This is a genomic window from Streptomyces sp. NPDC002138 (genome assembly GCF_040296485.1).
In the GTDB taxonomy this organism is placed as follows: Bacteria; Actinomycetota; Actinomycetes; order Streptomycetales; family Streptomycetaceae; genus Streptomyces.
Map to the genome: position 1 here is coordinate 51488 of NZ_JBEOXE010000024.1, position 22669 is coordinate 74156.

A 22669-nucleotide genomic window follows, 5' to 3' on the forward strand; every position below is an offset into this window, starting at 1 on the left:
CAGGTCAGGCCGCCTTCGCGATCGGCTCGAGGATCGCGACGCACTCCACGTGGTGCGTCATCGGGAAGAGGTCGAAGACGCGCAGCGTGCGGACCTTGTAGCCGTTGTCCTTGAAGTACGCCAGGTCGCGGGCCAGGGCCGCCGGGTCGCAGGCGACGTACGCGATGCGGCGCGGGGAGAGGCCGGCCAGGTGGCGGACCGTCTGCTTGCCCGCGCCCGCGCGGGGCGGGTCCAGGACGATCAGGTCGCACTCGCTGATCTTCGTGCGCGGCAGGACCTGCTCGACCTTGCCGTGTTCGATGCGGACGCGCTCCATGTCCTGGAGGTTGTGCCGGGCGTCCTCGACCGCGCGCTTCGTCGACTCGATGCCGAGCACCGCGCCCGTGTCGCCGAGGCGCTCGGCCAGGGCGCCCGCGAAGATGCCCACGCCGCAGTAGAGGTCGAGGGCCATCTCTCCCTTGCGCGGCATCAGGCCCTGCATGACGGCCTTCACCAGGGTGTCGGCGGCCTGCGGGTGGATCTGCCAGAAGCCGCCCATGCCGACGCGGTAGGTCCGGCCGTCGGAGCGCTCGCGGACGAAGGCGCGGCCGTGGACGCGGTGGATGCCGCCGTCCTTCTCCTCGACCCGCAGGACCGAGACCGGCTTGTCCAGCTCGACCAGCGGCAGGCGGCCGCCGGGCTGCGGGGTCAGGATGACCTGGCGGTCACCGGAGCCCGAGGCGGCGATGGCCTCGACCGCGGCCAGCGAGGGCCACTCGCGCTTCTCGATGCCCAGTTCGGTGACGCCCGGGGACGCGATCAGGCACTGCTCGACCGGCTGGATGTCGTGCGAGCGGTGCTTGCGCAGGCCCGTGCGGCCGTCCTCGTCGATCGCGAACTGCACCCGGGTGCGCCAGGCGGGCACCTGTCCGGCGGGCAGCTTGTCGCCCTCGGCGGGCAGGACCGTACCGTCCCAGCCGGCCTCTTCGGGGGTGAGCCCGGCGAGGCGCTGGAGCTGCTCGGCCACGACCTCGCCCTTGAGCCGGCGCTGGGCGCCGGGCTTGGCGTGCTGCCAGTCGCAGCCGCCGCACTTGCCCGGACCGGCGTACGGGCACGGGGCCTCGATGCGGTCCTTGGACGCTTCGAGGACGGTCACCGCGTCGGCGCGCAGGAAGCGGGAGTCCTCGTCGCCCTCGGTGACCTTCGCGATGATCTTCTCGCCGGGCAGGGTGTGCCGGACGAACAGGACCCGGCCCTCGGCGGTGCGGGCGATGCAGTGGCCGCCGTGGGCAACGGCGCCGACCTCGACCTCGTACTCTTCCCCGACCAGTGACTTCTTCGTCTCGTTCTGCTCGGTCATGGTGGGGGAACTCCAAGGATCAAGGGTGGGGCCTGCGGAAAAGAACGGCCGGACAGCCGACCCACCAGTTTACGTGGATCTCGTCCGGCCGTTCACCAATCATCCGGCGCTCACGCCCGGACGCACGACGCTCACGCCGGGACCTACGGCGCTCACGCCCGGACCTACTTCGCCGCCGAGTCCTTGGACTTCGGCTTGGGCTTGGGACGGGGCGCCCCCGGTGTGTCCACGGGCCCGCGGCGCACCGCGCCCGGCGCGTTCCAGTCCTGGCGCCGCTTGGCGCGCTTCTTCGCGAGCTCGGAGGACTCCAGCTGGTAGGGCACCGAGGTGACCATCACACCGGGGGTGAAGAGCAGCCGCCCCTTGAGCCGCAGCGCGCTCTGGTTGTGGAGCAGGTGCTCGTACCAGCGTCCGACGACGTACTCGGGGATGTAGACGCTGACCGCGTCGCGCGGGTTCTCGCTGCGCAGCCCCTTCACGTACTCCACCACCGGCCGGGTGATCTCCCGGTACGGCGAGTCGAGGATCTTGAGCGGGACGTTGATCCCGCGCCGTTCCCACTCGGCCCGCAGCGCCTTCGTCTCGACCGGGTCGACGCTGATGCTGAGCGCCTCCAGGGTGTCCGAGCGGGTCAGCTTGGCGAAGGCCAGCGCCCGCAGCGTGGGCTTGTGGACCTTGGAGACGAGGACGATCGAGTGGACCCGGGAGGGCCGCACGCTGTCCTCGGAGGGCCCGTCGGCGGCCGCGATCTCGGCGGAGACCCGGTCGTAGTGCTTCCGGATCGCGGTCATCGTGCCGTAGAAGATCACCATGCCGAGCAGGGCGACCCAGGCGCCGTGCGTGAACTTGGTGGCGAGTACGACGACCAGCACCAGCCCGGTGAAGATCGCGCCGAAGGTGTTGATCGCCCGGGAGCGGTGCATCCGGCGGCGGGCCGCGGTGTCCTGCTCGGACCGCAGGTGGCGGTTCCAGTGCCGGACCATGCCGATCTGGCTGAGCGTGAAGGAGACGAACACGCCGACGATGTAGAGCTGGATCAGCTTCGTGGAGTCGGCGTCGTAGACCCACACCAGCAGCATCGCGGCGCCGGCGAGCAGCACGATGCCGTTCGAGAAGGCGAGCCGGTCACCGCGGGTGTGCAGCTGGCGCGGCAGGTACCGGTCCTGGGCGAGGATCGAGCCGAGCAGCGGGAAGCCGTTGTACGCGGTGTTGGCGGCGAGGAAGAGGACGAGCGCGGTGGCCGCGGCGAGCACGATGAACAGGAAGCTGCCGTTGCCGAAGACGGCCTCGGCGACCTGGGAGATCACCGGGTGCTGGACGTAGCCCGCGCCGACGGGGACGCCCTTGTCCAGCAGGTCGGTGCCGGGGCTCTCGGCCATCCGCACGTTGGTGGCCATCGCCAGGGCGATGATGCCGCAGAACATGGTGACGGCCAGGCCGCCCATGAGGGCGAGGGTGGTGGCCGCGTTCTTGCTCTTGGGCTTGCGGAAGGCGGGGACGCCGTTGGAGATGGCCTCGACGCCGGTGAGGGCGGCGCAGCCCGAGGAGAACGCCCGGAGCAACAGGAAGACCAGGGCGAAGCCCGCCAGCCCCTGGTGTTCCGCCTTGATCTCCAGATGGGCCGTGGGCGCCGTCATGGTGTCGCCCATGACGAGGCCGCGCCAGGCACCCCAGGCGATCATCACGAATACCGCGCCGACGAACACATAGGTCGGGATGGCGAAGAGATTCCCGGATTCCTTCACTCCGCGCAGATTCATCAGCGTGAGGAGCAGAATCATGATCATCGCCGAGAGCACTTTGTGCTCGATGACGAAATCGACGGCGGAGCCGAGGTTCTCGACGCCGGAGGAAATCGAGACGGCGACGGTCAGCACGTAGTCGACCAGCAGGGCGCTGGCGACGGTGAGGCCCGCCTTGGGGCCGAGGTTGGTGTTGGCGACCTCGTAGTCGCCGCCGCCGCTCGGGTAGGCGTGGACGTTCTGCCGGTAGGAAGCGACCACCGTGAACATCAGCACGACGACCGCCACGGCGATCCACGGGCTGAAGTGGTACGCCGACACGCCCGCGATCGACAGGACCAGCAGTACCTCGCCAGGGGCATATGCCACTGAGGAGAGCGGGTCGGAGGCGAAGACGGGGAGGGCGATCCGCTTGGGGAGGAGCGTTTCTCCGAGGCGGTCGCTGCGTAGCGCCCGGCCGATCAGGATCCGTTTGGGCACGTCGGTCAGTTTGGACACGCAGAGGATCGTAAGCGTTGGGAATTTCGGCTGGCCAACCACCACCCCCATGGCGGGGCATTTGCAGACCACAGGACCCCGGGAGACGTAACGGGAGACGTAACGGGAGACGTAACGGGGGCCACACTGGTGACCGCCCGTGTGTAGCTTGGGCCATGGTCTGAGACCCTGTTAAGCCTGAGCAGGAAACAAAGGCTGGTCCCCGTGGAACCCGACGGAACCCCGCAGGGAGTCCCACGGCAGGCCGCCAGCCGCCGACAGCCGGAAGGACGGCCGTGCACATCGTCATTATGGGCTGCGGAAGAGTGGGCTCCGCCCTCGCGCAGACCTTGGAGCAGCAGGGGCATACGGTCGCCGTCATCGACCAGGACCCCACCGCGTTCCGCCGACTGGGGGCGTCCTTCGGGGGCCGCCGCGTCACCGGCGTCGGCTTCGACCAGGACACCCTGCGCGAGGCCGGCATCGAGGAGGCGGGAGCCTTCGCCGCGGTCAGCAGTGGTGACAATTCCAACATCATCGCCGCCCGGGTGGCCCGCGAGATGTTCGGCATCGAGAACGTCGCCGCCCGTATCTACGACCCCAAGCGCGCCGAGGTCTACCAGCGCCTGGGCATCCCCACCGTCGCGACCGTCCGGTGGACCGCCGACCAGATGCTGCGCAGGCTGCTGCCGTCCGGGGCCGAGCCGCTGTGGCGCGACCCGAGCGGCGGGGTCCAGCTGGCCGAGGTGCACACCTCCGCCGCCTGGATCGGGCACAAGGTGAGCAACCTGCAGGAGGAGACCGGCGTACGGGTCGCGTTCCTCACCCGGCTGGGCGAGGCGATGCTGCCGACCTCCCAGACCGTGCTCCAGGAAGGCGACCTCGTCCACGTGATGATGCGCACGGACGAGATCGACAAGGTCGAGGCGGCCTTCGCCGAGGGCCCCGAGGAGGCACACGCATGAGGGTCGCGATCGCCGGTGCCGGCGCCGTGGGCCGCTCCATCGCGGGCGAACTGCTGGAGAACGGGCACGAGGTTCTCCTCGTGGACAAGGCGCCGACCGCCATTTCGGTGGAGCGGGTGCCGCAGGCCGAGTGGCTGCTGGCCGACGCCTGCGAGATCACCTCGCTGGACGAGGCCGCGCTCCAGCGCTGCAACGTGGTCATCGCGGCCACCGGTGACGACAAGGTCAACCTCGTCGTGTCGCTGCTCGCGAAGACCGAGTACGGGGTGCCGCGCGTGGTGGCCCGGGTGAACAACCCGAAGAACGAGTGGCTCTTCAACGAGGCCTGGGGCGTGGACGTCGCCGTCTCCACCCCGCGCCTGATGTCGGCCCTGGTCGAGGAGGCGGTGAGCGTCGGCGACCTGGTCCGGCTGCTGCGCTTCAGCCACGGCGACGCCAACCTCGTCGAGCTGACCCTGCCGCCGGAGTCCCCGTTCGCCGGGACCCAGATCGGCGAGATCAGCTGGCCCGAGGACACCTCGCTCGTCACGATCATCCGCGGCAACCGGGTGCTCACGCCGCACCCGGAAGAGACCTTGGAGTCCGGCGACGAACTCCTCTTCGTGGCCGCCCAGGCCCGCGAGGAGCAGCTGGAGGAACTCCTCCAGGCCCGCCGCTGACCCCGGCGCGCCCGGTCGTACGCACACGCGCACACGCGGAAGGGGCGGGTGGCCACCCGCCCCTTCCGCGTGCATGTGGCGCCTGGCGCCTTCCGTGTGCATGTGGCGCCTGGCGCCTTCCGCGTGCATGTGGCGCCTGGCGCCGGCGGATCAGACCTGCCGGTGCCGCGCCGTCTTGGCGGCCTTCGCCGCCGCCTTGCGCTCCTTCTCGGCGGCCTCCTCGGCCTCCCACTCCGCCATCACGTTGATGGGCGGCGGCGCCTTCGCCAGGAACAGCCAGGTGAAGTACACGGCCAGCACCATCGGCGGCAGCTTGAGCGCGATCAGCACCCAGCCCAGCTGCGTCTCGTCCCCCCAGAAGTACAGCGGGAAGAGGATCGCGTACTTGGCGAGGAAGATCAGGCCCCAGGCCAGACTGGCCTTGGTGTACGCCGTCTTGCGCCCCGGGTTGCGGGTGCGCCAGGACAGGTTCTCCTTGAAGACCGGCCCGAGCATCACGCCGAGCAGCGGGAAGCCCACCAGCGCGGAGAGCGTGAAGGCCACGCCCAGGCCCGCGCCGTAGATCATGCCGGGCAGGTAGAAGCCCTTGGCCGTGCCGGTGAAGAGGGCGAAGGCCACGCCCACGCCGACGCCGAAGACGCCGCTGAAGGCGTGCTTGACGGTGTCCTTGCGGGCGAGCCGCACGATGACCAGCAGGACCGCCACGGCGCCCGCCGCGATGGCGGACATCGTCACGTTCTTGTTGATCGTGTAGATCATGACGAAGAGCAGGCCCGGGAGCATGGTCTCCACCGTGCCCCGGATGCCGCCGAAGGCATCGAAGAGCGCCGCCTGTGTCACGGCCTTCTGGTCCGCGGTCGGCTGGGCGTCGGGGGCCTGGGCCCCCGGCTGCCCGCCGGTCGGCTGATGGGTCGGTTTGTCGAGTGACGTCACCGGCTAGTGCTCCTGTCCGAGCGGTCGGAGTTCGTACTTCGGGTTGAAGAGGACCCGGCGCCCATGGCTCATGGAGATCCGCCCGGAGGCGATCATGCGCCTGCCCGGCTCGATACCCACGATCGAGCGACGGCCGAGCCAGACGACGTCCAGCGCGGCGGAGCCGTCGAACAGCTCCGCCTCGAGCGCCGGTACGCCCGCCCTCGGCCGCAGTGTGACCGTGCGCAGCGTACCGGTGACCTTGACTATCTGGCGGTCGTGGCAGTCGCAGATCCGCGTGCACCCCGCGGCTTCTGCGTCCTCCTGCAGCTCCGCCGAATGCAGCTCTTCCTGGGAGGTGGAAAGCCGCTCTATCATCCGGCGGAACCGGCCCCCCGGCCTGGCCGGTTTCGCGGGCTTCTCGGGACGCGGTTCAGCACTCATACAGGAAGCGTACCGGCGCGTCGGCTACCTCTCGAAGCGGTATCCCATGCCCGGTTCGGTGATGAAGTGCCGCGGGTGCGAGGGGTCGGCCTCCAGTTTGCGGCGCAGCTGGGCCATGTAGACCCTCAGGTAGTTCGTCTCGGTGCCGTACGAGGGCCCCCAGACCTCCTGGAGCAGCTGCTTCTGGCTGACGAGCTTGCCCCCGTTGCGGACCAGGACCTCCAGCAGGTGCCACTCGGTGGGCGTCAGGCGTACGTCGCGCCCCTCCCGCACCGCCTTCTTCGCGGCCAGGTCCACGGTGAAGCCCGCGGTCTCCACGATCACCTCGTCCTCGCCGGCGCCCGCGCCCGGTTCGGCACGGCGGACGGCGGCGCGCAGCCGGGCCAGCAGCTCGTCCATCCCGAAGGGCTTGGTGACGTAGTCGTCGGCGCCCGCGTCGAGGGCCTCGACCTTCTCGTCGGAGCTGTGGCGGGCGGAGAGCACCAGGATGGGCACCCGGGTCCAGCCGCGCAGCCCCTTGATCACCTCGACCCCGTCCATGTCGGGCAGGCCGAGGTCGAGGACGACCACGTCGGGGTGACGGGCCGCGGCGAGCTCCAGGGCCTGCGCCCCGTCCGCGGCGGCGTCGACCTCGTACTTGCGCGCCTTGAGGTTGATCACGAGGGCTCGGACGATCTGCGGCTCGTCGTCCACCACGAGCACCCGGGTCATTGAGGTCCTGCCTTCTGTCGTACGGCTGTCGGAGGGAGCGGAACGTCTTCGGGGGCCGGGGCGGGGCCCGGGGCGGCGGGCCCGGCCGGGGCGGTCCTGACCGCGCGCAGGGTGAGCACCATCGTCAGCCCCCCGCCGGGGGTGTCCTCGGCAGCGAGGGTGCCGTCCATGGCCTCGGCGAAGCCCCGGGCGACCGCGAGGCCGAGGCCGACCCCGGCGCCGCGCGGGGCGTCCCCGTGGCGCTGGAAGGGGGCGAATATCGTGTCCTTGGCCTCGTCGGGGACGCCGGGCCCGCGGTCCACCACGCGCACCTCGACCCGGTCACCGAGGAAACTCGCGGCGACGGTCACCGGTTCCCCGCCCGGGCTGTACTTGACGGCGTTCTCGACGACGTTGGCCACGGCCCGCTCCAGCAGCCCCGGGTCCACCGCGACCATCGGCAGCCACTCCGGCACGTCGAGCACGACGCTGCCCTCCGGTACGCCGCCCAGCGCCATCGGGACCACCTCGTCGAGGTCGATCTCCCGGATCAGCGGGGTGACCGTGCCGGTCTGCAGCCGGGACATGTCGAGCAGGTTGCCCACCAGGTGGTCGAGCCGGTCGGCGCCCTCCTCGATGCCCGCCAGCAGCTCGGCCCGGTCCTCCTCGGACCACTCCACGTCATCGGAGCGCAGCGAGCTGACGGAGGCCTTGATCGAGGCGAGCGGGGTGCGGAGGTCGTGGCTGACGGCGGCGAGCAGGGCGGTGCGGATCCGGTTGCCCTCGGCCATCCGGCGGGCGCCCTCGGCCTCGCCGACCAGGCGCTGGCGGTCCAGTACGACGGCGGCCTGCGCGGCGAAGGCGCCCAGTACCCGGCGGTCCTCGGCGGGCAGCACCCGCCCGCTCAGGGCCAGCGCCATGTGGTCCCCGATGGGCATGTCCACATCGGCGTCCTCGGGCCGGGCCACCGGGTCCGGGCCGACGCTGCCCGCCGGGACCCAGGGCTCGACGTCGCTCTCGCGTTCCAGCAGGGCCACGGACTCCATGGCGAAGGTCTCCCGGACCCGCTCCAGCAGGGCGTCGAGGGTGGTCTCGCCGCGCAGGACGCTGCCCGCCAGGAAGGAGAGGATCTCGGATTCGGCGCGCAGCCGGGCCGCCTGGTGGGTGCGCCGGGCAGCGAGGTCGACCACGGAGGCGACCGAGACGGCCACCCCGAAGAAGACCGCGATGGCCACGATGTTCTTGGGGTCGGAGATGGTGAACCGGTGCACCGGTGGGGCGAAGTAGTAGTTGAGCAGCAGGGACCCGAGGGCTGCCGAGGCGAGCGCCGGATAGAGCCCGCCGAGCAGGGCGGAGCCGACCGTGAGCGACAGGAAGAGCAGCATCTCGTTGGCGATGCCCGGGTCGGTGTCGATGTGCGTGAGCACCAGGGCGAGCAGCCCGGGCAGCAGCACGCCGACCGTCCAGCCGGCCACGATCCGGTTGCGGCCCAGCCGGGCCGCGGAGCGCACGACGGGCAGCCCGCGCCCCCGGGCAACCGCCTCGTGGGTGACGATGTGGACGTCGAGGTCGGGCCCGGAGTCGCGGGCGACGGTGGCGCCCACCCCGGGTCCGAAGACGTACTGCCAGGCCTTGCGGCGGCTGGAGCCGAGGACGATCTGGGTGGCGTTGACCCCCTTGGCGAATTCCAGCAGGGCGTCGGGGACGTTGTCGCCGATCACATGGTGAAACGTTCCGCCAAGGTCCTCGACCAGGGTCCGCTGGACCGCCAGCTCCTTGGGCGAGGCCGCCGTCAGCCCGTCGCTGCGGGCGATGTAGACGGCCAGGATCTCGCTGCCGGAGCCCTTGGCCGCGATCCGGGCCGCGCGGCGGATGAGCGTGCGCCCCTCCGCGCCGCCGGTCAGGCCGACGACGATCCGCTCGCGGGCCTGCCAGGTGGAGCGGATGTTGTGCTCGCCGCGGTACTGCTGGAGGTATTCGTCGGCCCGGTCGGCCACCCACAGCAGCGCCAGCTCGCGCAGCGCGGTGAGGTTGCCGGGGCGGAAGTAGTTGGACAGCGCCGCGTCGACCTTGTCGGGCTGGTAGACGTTGCCGTGCGCCATCCGGCGCCGCAGCGCCTGCGGCGACATGTCGACCAGCTCGATCTGGTCGGCCCGCCGGACCACCTCGTCGGGGACGGTCTCCCGCTGGCGGACCCCGGTGATCGCCTCGACCACGTCACCGAGGGACTCCAGGTGCTGGATGTTCACCGTGGAGATGACGTCGATGCCCGCCTTCAGCAGCTCCTCGATGTCCTGCCAGCGCTTGGCGTTGCGCGAGCCCGGCACGTTGGTGTGCGCCAGCTCGTCCACGAGCGCGATGGTGGGCTTGCGGGCGAGCAGCCCGTCCACGTCCATCTCGGTGAAAACGGCGTCGCGGTACGTCACCTCGCGGCGCGGCGTCTGCTCCAGGCCGTGCAGCATCACCTCGGTGCGCGGGCGCCCGTGGTGCTCGACGAAGCCCACGACGCAGTCGGTGCCGCGCTCCACCCGCCGGTGGCCCTCGGACAGCATCGCGTAGGTCTTGCCCACACCGGGAGCCGCGCCGAGGTAGATCCGTAGTTTGCCGCGTCCCATGTGCCCATTCTCGGGGACGCGTCGGCTCCGTACGCGCGGATGACCACCCGTACGGACATCCCTGACGCTTCCCTGACGCGCTCCCGTCACCCGGACACGGCCGTGGGCCGCACCCCCTGGGGGATGCGGCCCACGGCCGAAAACGCGTCGTACGGGTGCTCAGCGGACCTCGGTGATCTCCGGACCGCGCTCCAGCTGACCCATGCCGCCGGAGAAGCGCGAACCTTCCTGCTCCTCCGTCTGCACGCCGTCCGGCACCATCTGGGCGTCGTTCGGCAGCTTCAGGACGATCGGGTCGCGCGGGGCCATCGGACCCTCGCCGCGCACCACGACGGTGTCCCGGAAGATCTGCTCCAGCACGCCGGCGGCCTCGGGACGCACCGCGCCCTGGCCGGAGATGACACCGCGCAGGAACCAGCGCGGGCCGTCGACACCCACGAAGCGGACCAGCTGGGCGCCGGTCTGGCCGTCGGGCAGCGGAACCGGGACCTGCGCGCGCAGCTCCCAGCCCAGCGGACCCTGGACCTCTTCGATGATGCCGCCCTGCTGGGTGATGCCCGCGCCGATCTCCTCGCGGACCTCGCCCCAGATGCCTTCCTTCTTGGGCGCGGCGAAGGCCTGCAGCTGCACCGCGCTGTCGTGCAGCACGACGGTCGCGGCGACGATCGCGTCCCCGGCGACCTCGACGCGCAGCTCCATGCCCTCGACACCGGGTACCAGGATGCCGCCGAGGTCGACCCGGCCCTCGGCCGGGGCCATGACCTCGGAGTCGTCCCAGGGGCCGTCCGGACGCGGGGCCGGCGGCAGGTTCAGCCTGCGCGGCGCGTCCGCGGCGGAGTCGTCGGCGACGTCCTGGCCCTCGGCCTCGATGCCGTCGACCTGCTCGGCCGCGCTGCCGTCATTGACGGAGTCGTTCTTCTTGCGACGTCCGAACACGTCACTGTCCTTCCCGGTCGGTTACGACCGAAGCGTAGCCATTCCCACCCTGCTGACCAGCGTCGGTTCCGGCCACGGCCGCATGACCACCGGTGGAGCCGAAACCCCCCTCGGCCCGCGCCGAGCCGGGAAGTTCCGCCACCTCGTGGAAGCGCACCCTCTCGACCCGCTGGACAACCAGCTGGGCAATGCGGTCGAAACGCTCGAACCGCACGCTCTCGCGCGGGTCGAGATTGACCACGATCACCTTGATTTCCCCACGGTACCCGGCATCCACCGTCCCCGGGGCATTCACGAGCGCGAGCCCGCAGCGTGCGGCCAGTCCGGAGCGCGGGTGCACGAAGGCGGCGTAGCCGTCGGGCAACGCGATCGACACCCCGGTGGGCAGCACGGCCCGCTCGCCGGGAGCCAGTTCCGCGGCCTGCGTGGTGACCAGGTCGCATCCGGCGTCGCCGGGGTGACCGTAGGCGGGCAGGGGTACCTCGGGGTCGACGCGGCGGATCAGTACGTCGACGGATGCGTGGGCGTTCTGGGACATCAGGGGTTCACCTCGAAGGCGCGAGTGCGCTTGACCTGGTCCGGGTCGGCCATCGCCGCCCGGATCTCCTCGGGCCGTCCGTTGTCGATGAAGTGGTCGACCTTGACCTCGATGAACAGGGCCTCGGCGCGGACCGCCACCGGGCCCTGCGGGCCGCCTATCCGGCCGACCGCCGTGGAGTAGATCTTCCGTCCGGCGACGGCGGTGACCTCGGCCTCGAGGTACAGCACGGTGTCGACGGGCACGGGCCGCACGAAGTCGGTCTCCAGCCGACCGGTCACCGCGATGAGGCGCAGCAGCCAGTTCAGGGAGCCGAGGGTCTCGTCGAGCGCCGTGGCGAGCACACCGCCGTGGGCCAGGCCCGGGGCGCCCTGGTGGGCGGGCTTGACGGTGAACTCGGCGGTGACCCGCACGCCCTCGCCGGCCCTGGCCTCCAGGTGGAGCCCGTGCGGCTGGCCCCCGCCGCAGCCGAAACAGTGCTCGTAGTGCGCGCCGAGGAGTTCGCCGGGTGCCGGGGCATCGGGGTGCCGCACCGGCGCCGTGGCATCGGCGGGAGGCGTCAACGCTGTGTTTCGTCCACTCACAGGCGCAGACCTTACCCGCGCCGCCGGGCGCGGGTCGCCCCGTGCCAAGCTTGGAGCCATGCAGCTCTCCCCCGCGCACCACGACGAACGACTGACCGCCCCCCGCACCTGGTGGGGCATCTCCGTACTGCTGGGTCTGTCGTGCGCGCTGATGCTGCTGCCCCTGGGCACCCTGCCGCTGCTGGCCGGGCTGGTCGGCGGGACGGCCCTCGCGGGGCTGGCGGTGAGTGCGTACGGGTCCGCCCGCGTCCGGGTCGTGAACGGCGCCCTGAGCATCGGGGACGCGCGGATCCCGGTGTCGGCGCTGGGCGAGCCGGAGGTGCTGGACGCCGAGGAGGCGCGCGCCTGGCGGACGTACAAGGCGGACACCCGCGCCTTCATGCTGATGCGCAGCTACGTGCCGACGGCGGTCCGGGTCGAGGTCACCGACCCGACGGACCCGACGCCGTACGTGTACGTCTCGACGCGGGAGCCCGAGGCCCTGGCGGCGGCGCTGCGCGCGGCGCGTGCGTGAACCGACCGCCTGGACGGGACCGCGCGAACCGGACCGAGTAGACCGGACCGCGCAAACAGGACCGACCGAGTAGACCGGACCGCGTAGATCCACCCCCGTAAAACAGCCCCAAGCGCCCCGCCCGTCACAGGGGCCTCAGTCGTGCGCCTGCGTTCCGGGACCCTCGAGGGCGGCCCTGGTGGCCTCGGGAAGGGCCTGGAGGGGCTGCTCCAGGGGCGGCAGCTGCTTGAGCGCGCTCCAGGGCACGGCCCGGGCCCGCAGGTCGCTGCGGACCTTCTCGGCGAGTTTGCGGGTGTCGCGGCGGTTCATCACCGCGCCGACGGCCGCGCCGACCATGAACGGCATCAGGTTCGGCAGGTTGCGCACCATGCGCTTCATGATCTGCTGGCGCAGCTCGCGCTTCATCTGGCCGCCCAGGGCGGCGTTGAGCGTGGTGGGCCGGGAGAGGTCCACGCCCCGCTCCTCCGTCCACGCCGTGAGGTAGCCGAGGCTGCGCTCCTTGAGCGTGCCGGGCGGCCGCAGGCCGTAGACCTCGTGCAGCTCGGCGATCAGTTTGAGCTCGATCGCCGCGACGCCGGTGATCTCCGCGGCCAGTTCCGCCGGCATGGCGGGCGGCACGGGCAGCATCGCCGCCGCACCGATCCCCGCGCCGACGGTCGAGCTGGCGTTGGCGGCACCCGCGATCAGCTTGTCGGCAAGCTGATCGGGACCGAGGCCCGGGAACTGCGCGCGCAGGGTCGCGAGGTCCCGTACCGGAACGCGCGGGGCGTTCTCGATGATCCGGTCGGTGACGAAGAGGGCCGCGGCCCTGACTCCCTCACCGCCCTTGCGCACCCCGCTCTTGACGGCGTGCAGCCGACGAGCCGCAGCGGCTCGCCGAGGCTCCTCGGCAGCCTCCGCGACCGAGGGCCGGGGCCCTGCGGCCCCGGAGGGCAAGGCGGGCACGCCGGGTGCTTCGGGGCCCGTTGCCGGGTCCGTGGCGCCCTCGTGCGTTTCCACCGGATCATCATGCTGTTTTCGCAGGCGCAGCCTGCGAAAAGGCGTCGAGCCCGTCACGGCCGACGCTCCTAGTCGCAGTCGCGACAGATCGGCTGGCCGTTCTTCTCCCGGGCCAGCTGGCTGCGGTGGTGAACCAGGAAGCAGTTCGTGCAGGTGAACTCATCGGCCTGCTTGGGCAGGACCCGGACGGCCAGCTCCTCGTTGGAGAGGTCCGCACCGGGAAGCTCCATGCCCTCCGCCGCGTCGAAGTCGTCGACATCGACGGTCGAGGACGACTTCTCGTTACGACGAGCCTTCAGCTCTTCAATGCTGTCGTTGTCGACATCGTCGTCTGTCTTGCGTGGGGTGTCGTAGTCCGTTGCCATTTTTCGCTCTCCCCCTCTGGGATTTAGCGGTGTCTCAGCGCACGTAACGCGCGAGAGGCCGGACTTGTGCCCGACCTGAGGCGGAGATTTTGCCTCACATCAAGGTCTGTTACTCAATCGACACCCAGCCGCTCGCCTTACGCGGCGTTCAGCTGGGATGACGACCGGGACCGTACACGGTCCGGGGGTCGCCTTGCACGAGCGCCACCTCGTGTATTTCCCGCCATGCGGGGGGCCGGAAACCCGGACTTCCCGGGCTTTCCGGCCGCCCCAGGGGTCACTGAACGTACATGACCCCCCACTCGACACTGTGATCGATCACACAGAATCCACCCCCCTGGCCGCCCTCGCATTCAGCCAAGAGCGAACAGAGGTCGGGAGTTTCAGATGGGCAGAGTGACACGCATCACGAGGCCACCGCCCTCCCGGGGCTCGGCGTGGATCCGCCCGCCGTGCGCCCGGGCGACCGAGCGCGCGATGGAGAGACCGAGCCCGACGCCCTTGTCGCTGCCCGTGCGCTCCGTGCGCAGCCGCCGGAACGGCTCGAAGAGATTGTCGATCTCGTACGCGGGAACCACGGGACCCGTGTTCGATACCAGGAGCACCGCCAGACCGTGCTGCACCTCGGTGGTGACCTCGACCCAGCCGTTCTCCGGCACGTTGTACCGCACGGCGTTCTGCACCAGGTTGAGCGCGATCCGCTCCAGGAGCACGCCGTTGCCCTGTACGACCGCCAGGGCGCGCTCGCCGCGGATCTCCACCCCCTTCGCCGCCGCCTCGACGCGCGCCTGGTCCAGGGCCCGGGAAGCGACCTCCGCGAGGTCCACCGGCTTGCGCTCGATGATCTGGTTGTCGCTGCGGGCGAGCAGCAGCAGGCCCTCGACGAGCTGCTCGCTGCGCTCGTTGGTGGCCAGCAGGGTCTTGCCGAGCTGCTGGAGCTCCACCGGCGCCCCAGGATCGGAGAGGTGCACCTCCAGCAGGGTCCGGTTGATGGCGAGCGGTGTTCTCAACTCGTGCGAGGCGTTGGCGACGAACCGCTGCTGCGCGGTGAACGCCCGCTCCAGCCGGTCGAGCATCTCGTCGAAGGTGTCGGCCAGCTCCTTGAGCTCGTCGTCGGGCCCGTCGAGCTCGATCCGCCGGGTCAGGTCCGAGCCGACCACGCGCCGCGCGGTCCGGGTGATCTTGCCGAGGGGCGACAGCACCCGGCCGGCCATCGCGTAGCCGAAGGCGAACGCGATGATGCTGAGGCCCAGCAGGGCCATCAGCGAACGGCTGAGCAGGTCGTCCAGCGCGTGCTTGCGCTGGACGTTGACGCACTCGGTGATCACCTGGTTGAAGCGGTCGAGCGACTGCTCGATCGACTGCACGCCCGGGCAGGTGCTGCTGGAGACCTCGACCTTGGTGCCGCCCACGATCTTGAACGGCAGGCCGTTGCCCTCCCGCAGGGCCTGGGCGGCCAGCAGGTAGATGATCGACAGCAGCAGGATCCCGGCGATCAGGAACATGCCGCCGTAGAGCAGCGTGAGACGTATGCGGATCGTCGGCCTGAGCCAAGGGAAAGGACCCTCGGGCTGGCCGGGGTCCCAGGTCGGTTTCGGTGGCGCCGCGGGTGGCGCCGGAGAGGCTGCCATCCGCGTCAGATCCGGTATCCGGAGCCCGGCACGGTCACGATGACCGGGGGCTCTCCGAGCTTGCGCCGCAGCGTCATGACGGTCACCCGGACGACGTTGGTGAAGGGATCGGTGTTCTCGTCCCAGGCCTTCTCCAGCAGCTGTTCCGCGGAGACGACCGTGCCCTCGCTGCGCATGAGGACCTCCAGCACCGCGAACTCCTTCGGCGCCAGCTGCACCTCCTTGCCGTCCCGGAACACCTCGCGCCGGTTCGGGTCCAGCTTGATCCCGGCCCGCTCCAGCACGGGCGGCAGCGCGACGGTCGTACGCCGCCCCAGCGCGCGCACCCGGGCGGTCAGCTCGGTGAACGCGAACGGCTTGGGCAGGTAGTCGTCGGCGCCCAGTTCCAGGCCCTCGACGCGGTCGCTGACATCACCGGAGGCGGTCAGCATCAGCACCCGGGTGGGCATGCCCAGCTCGACGATCTTGCGGCAGACGTCGTCGCCGTGCACGAGCGGGAGGTCCCGGTCCAGCACCACCACGTCGTAGTCGTTCACACCGACGCGCTCCAGGGCGGCCGCGCCGTCGTACACGACGTCCACCGCCATGGCCTCGCGGCGCAGTCCGGTGGCCACCGCATCGGCGAGCAGCTGCTCGTCCTCGACGACGAGTACGCGCACGTCGTTTCCTTCCTCCGAGCCCTTGAGGGCACACGTGTATTGCGTCGTCCATCCTGCCCCTTTCAGCCGTAAACCGGCTGTAAGGCGCCCCTGAGGCGCCCCTGAGGGGCCCCACCGGGGGGCGGCGGGTTATTCCTCGGCCTCGCGAGGTTTCTGCGCCCAGGGTGCCGGGGAGGACGTCAGAACACCCCGATCACTCCTTGCCAGTGGCGCGCCTCGTGCTCGCCGCCGCCGACCCACGAAGAGGGGGCGCATCATGGACGCATTCACCGCGGGTCTCCTGCAGCGCATCAGGAGCACGCAGACCGACCTCATGCGGGCTCGCGAGGCCGGTGACGACTTCCTCGCGGACGTCGAACAGGCGGAGCTGGAAGACCTCCAGCGCCTCGCCGCCGAACACGGCGTGCAGGTGCAGGTGCAGGTCCCGGCCTCCGCCGCCTGACCGACCGACCCACCGGCCCTGGGCTCCGGCCCGGCCCCGACCCTCACCCTCCGTCCGACCCGTCCGGCTCCGGCGCGCTCCGCGCCGGAGCCGGACGGCGTTCGGGCCCCCGCACACCACGGGTTCACACCGCGGGCGCGTGCCCGGCGCGGGCCGTCAGTCGTGCCACGCCCCCGCCTCCTCGAGCAGCGGCTGGAGCGAGGCGAACACGGCCGGAGATCCGGCGAGCGCCAGTTCCCCGGACGCCGCCTCCCCCGGCCGGCCACCCGTCAGGGCACCCGCCTCGCGGGCGATCAGGTCCCCGGCCGCCAGGTCCCAGGGGTTCAGCCCGCGCTCGTAGTAGGCGTCCAGCCGCCCCGCCGCGACGTCGCACAGGTCCAGCGCGGCCGATCCGCCGCGGCGGATGTCCCGTACCAGCGGAACGATCTTCCGGGCCACCTCCGCCTGGTGCGCGCGCCGCGTCTGTACGTACGCGAAACCGGTCGCGACCAGCGCCTGGTCCAGGGGCGCGGGCGCCCGGCAGGACAGCCGGGCGCCGCCCATCCAGGCCCCGCCGCCGCGCACCGCGTGGCAGGTCTCGCCGCGCATCGGGGCCGCGACCACGCCCACGACCGTCTCGCCCCGGTATTCGGCGGCGATCGAGACCCCCCAGCTGGGCAGGCCGTAGAGGTAGTTCACGGTCCCGTCCAGCGGGTCCACGACCCAGCGGACCCCGCTGGTGCCGGGCGTGTCCGCGCCCTCCTCGCCGAGGATCCCGTCCGCGGGCCGGCGCTCCGCCAGGAGTCCGGCGATCAGCTTCTCCGCGGCGATGTCCATCTCGGTGACCACGTCGATGGGGCTGCTCTTGGTCGCCGCCACCGCCAGGTCGGCCGGGCGGCCGTCCTTGAGCAGCTCACCGGCGCGCCGGGCGGCCTCCAGGGCCACCTCCAGCAGTTCGGCGAGCAGTTCGTCGCTCACGGGCGGCACGGGCGTCACAGGGGTCACGGGCGTCACAGCGGTCTCCTCACGCGTCCGCGAACGGACTGTCGGCGCCCGCGGCCGCGGGCCGGGGCGCGCGCGCCGGGCAGCAGCCCACCGCGCACAGGTCGTGGCTCGGCCCGAGCAGCCCGAGCGCGCAGCGCTCCACCGGCTCGCCGCGCTCGGCGGCCGCCCGCTCCAGCACCAGCTCGCGCACGGCGGCCGCGAACCGCGGGTCGGCGCCGACGGTCGCCGAACGGGCCACCGGGAGCCCGAGCTCCGCCGCCTTCGCGGTCGCCTCCGTATCGAGGTCGTACAGGACCTCCATGTGGTCGGAGACGAAGCCGATGGGCACCATCACCGCCGCGGCGGCCCCGGCCTCGTGGAGGGCCTCCAGGTGGTCGCAGATGTCCGGTTCCAGCCAGGGCGTCTGCGGGGCGCCGCTGCGGGACTGGTAGACGAGCTTCCAGGGCCGCGGGGCCCCCGTCGCCGCCCGCACCGCGTCCGCGATCACGCGGGCGACGTCCAGGTGCTGCTTGACGTACGCGCCCCCCTCGCCGTGCTCCGTGTGGTCCTCGGCCGGGCCCGAGGAATCGGCCGCGGCGTCCGGGATGGAGTGGGTGGTGAAGGCGAGGTGGGCGCCCGCGCGGGACTCCGGCGGCAGCGACTCCAGCGCGGCGAGCACCCCGTCGATCATGGGCTGCACGAAGCCGGGGTGGTTGAAGTAGTGCCGCAGCTTGTCCACCCGGGGCCGCTCCAGGCCCTCCGCTTCGACCTTGGCGAGCGCGTCGGCGAGGTTCTCGCGGTACTGCCGGCACCCGGAGTACGAGGCGTAGGCGCTGGTCGCGAGGACGGCGACGCGGCGGCGCCCGTCGGCGGCGATCTCGCGCATGACGTCGTCCAGGTACGGCGCCCAGTTCCGGTTGCCCCAGTAGACCGGCAGGTCCAGCCCGTGCTCGGCGAAGTCCTCGCGCAGCGCGGCGAGCAGCTCGCGGTTCTGCCCGTTGATCGGACTGACCCCGCCGAAGCCGAAGTAGTGCTTGCCGACCTCCTTGAGCCGCTCGCGCGGGATGCCGCGCCCGCGCGTGACGTTCTCCAGGAAGGGCACCACGTCGTCCGGGCCCTCCGGGCCGCCGAAGGACAGCAGCAGCAGGGCGTCGTAAGGGGCGGCGGGTCCGGCGGCTCCGGTCTCGGGACCGGTGGCGCGGGCAGCGGCGGGGTGCTGGTCTGACATGCCTCGAATCCTGCCACCCGCCCGCGGCGCCCGGGAAACGGCCTCGCCCGTCAACCCGGACCCGGCACGCAGGTAAGGTCAGCCTAAGTTGCCGCTGGTGACTCCCCCTGCGGGCACCGCACCGCGGTCGTAACCTGTACGGGCCACCGACGTCCCCACGGAGGGCACCTTGCCCAGTCCCTACCGCGCGATCTTCGCCGCTCCCGGCAGCAAGATGTTCAGCGCCGCCGGCTTCATAGGCAGGATGCCGCTGTCGATGGTCGGCGTCGGCATCCTCACGATGATCTCCGAGATCACCGGGCGGTACGGGCTCGCCAGCGCGCTCACCGGCTCCCTCGCCCTCTCCGCCGCCGCGGTCGGGCCCCAGGTCTCCAAGCTGGTCGACCGCTACGGCCAGCGGCGCGTGCTGCGCCCCGCCACCCTCTTCGCGGTCGTCGCGGTGACCGGACTGCTGCTGGCCGCGGCGAACGGCTGGCCGGACTGGACCCTCTTCGTCTTCGCCGTCCTCGCGGGCTGCGTCCCGAGCGTGGGCTCGATGATCCGCGCGCGCTGGACGGCGATCTACCGGGACACCCCGAGCCTGCACACCGCGTACTCCTTCGAGTCCGTGGTCGACGAGATCTGCTTCATCTTCGGCCCGATCATCGCCATCGGGCTGTCCACCACCTGGTTCCCCGAGGCGGGCCCGCTGATCGCCGCGGTCTGCCTGCTGGTGGGCGTGTGGTGGCTGACGGCGCAGCGGGCCACCGAGCCCGAACCGCACCCGCACGACGAGCACACCGACCGGACCTCGGCCCTGCGCTCCCCCGGACTCCAGGTCCTGATGGGCACCTTCGTCGCCACGGGGGCCATCTTCGGCTCGATCGACGTGGCCACCCTGGCCTTCGCGGACGAGCGGGGCCACAAGCCGCTCGCGAGCGTGATCCTGGCCGTCTGGGCCCTCGGTTCCTGCCTCGCCGGGATCGCCTTCGGCCTGCTGCACCTCAAGGGCATGGCCGAACGCAGGTGGGTACTGGGCATATGTGCGATGGCCGTGAGTATGATCCCCCTCCTACTGGCCGGGAACCTTCCGTTTCTGGCCGTGGCGCTCTTCGTCTCGGGCCTCGCCATCGCTCCCACGATGATCACCACGATGGCCCTGATCGAGGCGCACGTACCGCGCGCGAAGCTGACCGAGGGCATGACCTGGATCAGCACCGGCCTCGCGGTCGGTGTCGCGGTCGGCTCTTCCGTGGCCGGCTGGGTCATCGACGCCTCCGGCGCGCGCAGCGGGTACGTCGTCTCCATCGCGGCGGGGGCCGCCGCGGCGGCGGTGGCGTTCGCGGGTTACCGCCGGCTGACGAGGCCGGCGCAAGGGGAGGAGCCCTCTAGCGATGGCGACGACGGGGACAGCGAGCAAGAGCGGACCGGGCGGCGGCACGGCACCGGCCACAGCGTGGCGTAACTGGGCGGGCAACGTCTCCGCGACACCCGCCCGTGTCGTGACCCCGGCCTCGGTCGGGGAGCTTCAGGAGGTGGTCCGCCGGGCCGCCTCGGACGGCCTGCGGGTGAAGGCGGTCGGCACCGGCCACTCCTTCACCTCCGCGGCCGCCACCGACGGCGTCCTGGTCCGCCCGCAGGCCCTGGCCGGGATCCGGGGGATCGACCGGGCCGCCGGGACGGTCACGGTGGAGGCGGGCACGGTCCTGAAGGACCTCAACGTCGCCCTGGCCCGGGAGGGCCTCTCGCTCACCAACATGGGCGACATCATGGAGCAGACGGTCTCCGGCGCCACGAGCACCGGCACCCACGGCACCGGCCGGGACTCCGCCTCCCTCTCCGCGCAGATCCGCGCGCTGGAGCTGGTCACGGCCGACGGACGGCTGCTGACCTGCTCGGAGGAGGGAGACGACGAGGAACGCGCCGTCTTCGCGGCCGCCCGGCTCGGCATCGGCGCCCTGGGTGTCGTCACCGCGATCACCTTCGCCGTCGAGCCGCTGTTCTTCCTGACCGCCCGTGAGGAGCCCATGGCCTTCGACCGGGTGACCGCCGAGTTCGACCAGCATGTGGCGGAGAACGAGCACTTCGAGTTCTACTGGTTCCCGCACACCGGCAACTGCAACACCAAGCGCAACAACCGCAGCCAGGGCCCCGCCGCCCCGCCCGGCGCGGTCAGCGCCTGGGTCGAGGACGAGCTGCTCTCCAACGGGATCTTCCAGGCCGTCAACTCCCTCGGCCGCGCCGTCCCGGCCGCCATCCCCGGCATCGCCCGGATCGCCAGCCGCGCCCTCTCGGCGCGCACCTACACCGACATCCCGTACAAGGTCTACACGAGCCCGCGCCGGGTGCGTTTCGTCGAGATGGAATACGCCCTTCCGCGCGAGCGGGCCGTCGAGGCGCTGCGGGAGCTCAAGGCGATGGTCGACCGCTCCAGCCTGCGGATCAGCTTCCCGGTGGAGGTGCGCACGGCCCCGGCGGACGACATCACCCTGTCGACGGCCTCGGGTCGCGACACCGCCTACATCGCGGTGCACATGTACAAGGGCACGCCCTACCACGCGTACTTCACCGCCGCCGAGCAGATCTTCACGGCGCACGGCGGCCGTCCGCACTGGGGCAAGGTGCACACCCGGGACGCCGAGTACTTCGCCCGGGCCTACCCGCGCTTCGGTGAGTTCACCGCGCTGCGGGACCGGCTGGACCCGGAGCGGGTGTTCGCGAACGACTACCTGCGGCGCGTACTGGGCGACTGACCCCGGGTCAGGAGGGGCCGCCGCTCTCCCCGCCGCCGGTCGCCGGGGACGGCTTCTCCGGGGGCGGCGTGGGCCGCGGGGGCGTCGGCGTCGGGTCCGCGGACCGCGAGGGGGCGGGGCTCGGCGTCGGCCCGGTGGAGCGCGAGGGGCTCGGGGCGGGGCTCGGGTCCTGCCCGCCGCGGGACCGCGACGGGCTCGGGGAACTCCCGGCCCCGGGTTCCTCGCCGTGCTCCCGCTCACCGCCGGCGCCGGGGCTCGGCCGGCCGTCGGGGCCGGCGGGCGGGTCCTGCTTCCCGCCGCCGCTCCCGGAGCCGCCGGTGACCGCGGTGTACAGGGGGCGGTCGCCCACCGACCCGCCGGAGAGCGCCTCGTAGGCCGCGATGCCGCCCAGCGAGACGGCGAAGGCGGTCCCGGCCGCGACCGCCGTGCGCTTCCAGCCGCGGACCCGGGTGCCGTGCGTGGTGGCGCGGCCGAACTCCTCGCCGGGCGGCGGGCCGCCCGGTGCCGGGTCCGCGACCGGTACCTGCCGGGCGCGGGGGCGGGCCGTCTCGCGCAGCTGGTCGCCGGTCCGCCGGAAGAAGTGGCCGATGACCGGTCCGCCCGCCGTGGCGACCACGCTGACCACGCCCGCGCCCAGGATCGTCCCGTACACGCCGAGCTTCGACGCGAGGAGCGCGGCCGCGACGGTGGCCAGGGAGGACCCCGCGACCTGAGCCGCGCTCAGGTCCAGCTTCTTCTTCTCGGACTCCGGGACCTCCTGACCCCGGATCGGCTCCATCGTTTCGGCACCCCGCGTCGTCTTGTGACCCATCCCCATCCTCTGCGCGCCCGGACCCATCCGTTTCACTGCTTCCTGCAGTTACTGACCCGTGAGCGAAACGGATAGTTCCATTTCTGGTGATTCTGTGAAGCAAGACACCTGAAATCGGACGGAGGTCCAGGCACGGGCGGAAGGACGCCCTTTCAACTGCCCCCGCCCCGGACAAGTTCGGCGGCGCGCCGGTCCACCCGCATGGCCCGAATGGAGTACTGTGGCGAGCCCTGGGGCCGTCCTTCCTTACGGATGTCCGGACTCGGGAGAGGGGGCCGGCTGGTGCAGAATCGGCGCTCGAAACCGGCAATGCCGCGGAATCTCACGGATTCCTGATGCGCAGAGTGACTGTCCGGTCACTGTGTGTGGCCAACAGGTAACCGTGCCATAACGGCGATCAAGGGCGCATGCCCGACACGCCGGA

Annotated in this window: 22 protein-coding genes; 6 read left to right on the forward strand and 16 right to left on the reverse strand. The window is 71.7% G+C overall.

Annotated features, from left to right (window positions below; all coding sequences use genetic code 11):
• Positions 1-4: 4 nt before the first annotated feature.
• Positions 5-1339 carry a class I SAM-dependent RNA methyltransferase gene (locus ABT084_RS17790; RefSeq protein ID WP_351044362.1) on the reverse strand — a complete coding sequence of 445 codons (1335 nt, stop codon included), beginning with the start codon at positions 1337-1339 and terminating at the stop codon, positions 5-7.
• Between the two features lie 164 nt (positions 1340-1503).
• Positions 1504-3579: an APC family permease gene (locus tag ABT084_RS17795; RefSeq protein WP_351044365.1), complete on the reverse strand. Its 2076-nt coding sequence runs from the start codon at positions 3577-3579 to the stop codon at positions 1504-1506.
• A gap of 275 nt (positions 3580-3854) precedes the next feature.
• On the opposite strand from ABT084_RS17795, the gene ABT084_RS17800 reads away from it, so the two are divergent.
• Both ABT084_RS17800 and ABT084_RS17805 read left to right on the forward strand, forming a co-directional pair.
• Positions 3855-4523 carry a potassium channel family protein gene (locus ABT084_RS17800; RefSeq protein ID WP_351044367.1) on the forward strand — a complete coding sequence of 223 codons (669 nt, stop codon included), beginning with the start codon at positions 3855-3857 and terminating at the stop codon, positions 4521-4523.
• Positions 4520-5182 carry a potassium channel family protein gene (locus ABT084_RS17805; protein WP_351044370.1) on the forward strand — a complete coding sequence of 221 codons (663 nt, stop codon included), beginning with the start codon at positions 4520-4522 and terminating at the stop codon, positions 5180-5182. Before ABT084_RS17800 ends, ABT084_RS17805 begins: the two co-directional genes overlap by 4 nt.
• 150 nt (positions 5183-5332) lie before the next feature.
• On the opposite strand, the gene ABT084_RS17810 is transcribed toward ABT084_RS17805, so the two are convergent.
• The 7 genes from ABT084_RS17810 to ABT084_RS17840 all read right to left on the reverse strand — a co-directional run bounded on the left by ABT084_RS17810 (position 5333) and on the right by ABT084_RS17840 (position 11901).
• Positions 5333-6115 (reverse strand): DUF3159 domain-containing protein, encoded by a 783-nt coding sequence (locus ABT084_RS17810; protein ID WP_502968964.1) that lies wholly within the window; start codon positions 6113-6115, stop codon positions 5333-5335.
• 3 nt (positions 6116-6118) lie between these two features.
• Positions 6119-6538 carry an OB-fold nucleic acid binding domain-containing protein gene (locus ABT084_RS17815; RefSeq protein ID WP_330333123.1) on the reverse strand — a complete coding sequence of 140 codons (420 nt, stop codon included), beginning with the start codon at positions 6536-6538 and terminating at the stop codon, positions 6119-6121.
• A gap of 24 nt (positions 6539-6562) precedes the next feature.
• A complete protein-coding gene (locus ABT084_RS17820) occupies positions 6563-7249 on the reverse strand; it encodes a response regulator (RefSeq protein WP_351044373.1) in 687 nt (228 codons plus the stop codon).
• Positions 7246-9843: a DUF4118 domain-containing protein gene (locus ABT084_RS17825; protein WP_351044376.1), complete on the reverse strand. Its 2598-nt coding sequence runs from the start codon at positions 9841-9843 to the stop codon at positions 7246-7248. Before ABT084_RS17825 ends, ABT084_RS17820 begins: the two co-directional genes overlap by 4 nt.
• Positions 9844-10002: 159 nt before the next feature.
• The gene (locus ABT084_RS17830; protein ID WP_351044379.1) at positions 10003-10779 is read right to left on the reverse strand and encodes a DUF3710 domain-containing protein; all 777 of its coding nucleotides are present in this window, start codon (positions 10777-10779) and stop codon (positions 10003-10005) included.
• 1 nt (position 10780) lies between these two features.
• A complete protein-coding gene (dut, locus tag ABT084_RS17835; RefSeq protein ID WP_351044382.1) occupies positions 10781-11317 on the reverse strand; it encodes a dUTP diphosphatase in 537 nt (178 codons plus the stop codon).
• Entirely contained in the window at positions 11317-11901 is a 585-nt protein-coding gene (locus tag ABT084_RS17840) for a PaaI family thioesterase (RefSeq protein WP_351044385.1), read from the reverse strand. The genes dut and ABT084_RS17840 overlap by 1 nt, the downstream gene beginning before the upstream one ends.
• Before the next feature lie 58 nt (positions 11902-11959).
• Between ABT084_RS17840 and ABT084_RS17845 the strand changes: the two genes are divergently transcribed.
• On the forward strand, positions 11960-12415 hold the full coding sequence (locus ABT084_RS17845; protein ID WP_351044386.1) for a DUF3093 domain-containing protein: 456 nt from the start codon (positions 11960-11962) through the stop codon (positions 12413-12415).
• A 135-nt stretch (positions 12416-12550) separates the two neighbouring features.
• On the opposite strand, the gene ABT084_RS17850 is transcribed toward ABT084_RS17845, so the two are convergent.
• From ABT084_RS17850 to ABT084_RS17865, 4 genes are all read right to left on the reverse strand, one after another.
• On the reverse strand, positions 12551-13471 hold the full coding sequence (locus ABT084_RS17850) for a hypothetical protein (RefSeq protein WP_351044389.1): 921 nt from the start codon (positions 13469-13471) through the stop codon (positions 12551-12553).
• Between the two features lie 11 nt (positions 13472-13482).
• Positions 13483-13779, reverse strand: a complete 297-nt coding sequence (locus ABT084_RS17855; RefSeq protein ID WP_283449648.1) for a DUF4193 domain-containing protein — start codon at positions 13777-13779, stop codon at positions 13483-13485.
• A 383-nt stretch (positions 13780-14162) separates the two neighbouring features.
• Positions 14163-15410, reverse strand: coding sequence for a sensor histidine kinase (locus tag ABT084_RS17860; RefSeq protein ID WP_351044392.1), 1248 nt, complete (start codon positions 15408-15410; stop codon positions 14163-14165).
• Positions 15411-15415: 5 nt separating this feature from the next.
• A complete protein-coding gene (locus ABT084_RS17865) occupies positions 15416-16069 on the reverse strand; it encodes a response regulator transcription factor (protein ID WP_283449645.1) in 654 nt (217 codons plus the stop codon).
• A 256-nt stretch (positions 16070-16325) separates the two neighbouring features.
• On the opposite strand from ABT084_RS17865, the gene ABT084_RS17870 reads away from it, so the two are divergent.
• Positions 16326-16511 (forward strand): hypothetical protein, encoded by a 186-nt coding sequence (locus ABT084_RS17870; protein ID WP_351044396.1) that lies wholly within the window; start codon positions 16326-16328, stop codon positions 16509-16511.
• A 156-nt stretch (positions 16512-16667) separates the two neighbouring features.
• Here ABT084_RS17870 and ABT084_RS17875 read toward each other — a convergent pair whose 3' ends face one another.
• Entirely contained in the window at positions 16668-17468 is an 801-nt protein-coding gene (locus ABT084_RS17875) for an inositol monophosphatase family protein (RefSeq protein ID WP_351044502.1), read from the reverse strand.
• A gap of 46 nt (positions 17469-17514) precedes the next feature.
• A complete protein-coding gene (locus ABT084_RS17880) occupies positions 17515-18702 on the reverse strand; it encodes a ferrochelatase (RefSeq protein WP_351044398.1) in 1188 nt (395 codons plus the stop codon).
• Between the two features lie 169 nt (positions 18703-18871).
• Here ABT084_RS17880 and ABT084_RS17885 point away from each other — a divergent pair, with 169 nt between their 5' ends.
• Together ABT084_RS17885 and ABT084_RS17890 are read left to right on the forward strand one after the other, a co-directional pair.
• Positions 18872-20146, forward strand: coding sequence for an MFS transporter (locus ABT084_RS17885; RefSeq protein ID WP_351044401.1), 1275 nt, complete (start codon positions 18872-18874; stop codon positions 20144-20146).
• Positions 20076-21434 carry a D-arabinono-1,4-lactone oxidase gene (locus tag ABT084_RS17890; RefSeq protein WP_351044404.1) on the forward strand — a complete coding sequence of 453 codons (1359 nt, stop codon included), beginning with the start codon at positions 20076-20078 and terminating at the stop codon, positions 21432-21434. Before ABT084_RS17885 ends, ABT084_RS17890 begins: the two co-directional genes overlap by 71 nt.
• 7 nt (positions 21435-21441) lie before the next feature.
• On the opposite strand, the gene ABT084_RS17895 is transcribed toward ABT084_RS17890, so the two are convergent.
• Complete coding sequence (locus ABT084_RS17895; RefSeq protein WP_351044407.1) at positions 21442-22245, reverse strand: hypothetical protein; 804 nt, start codon at positions 22243-22245, stop codon at positions 21442-21444.
• Positions 22246-22669 lie beyond the last annotated feature (424 nt).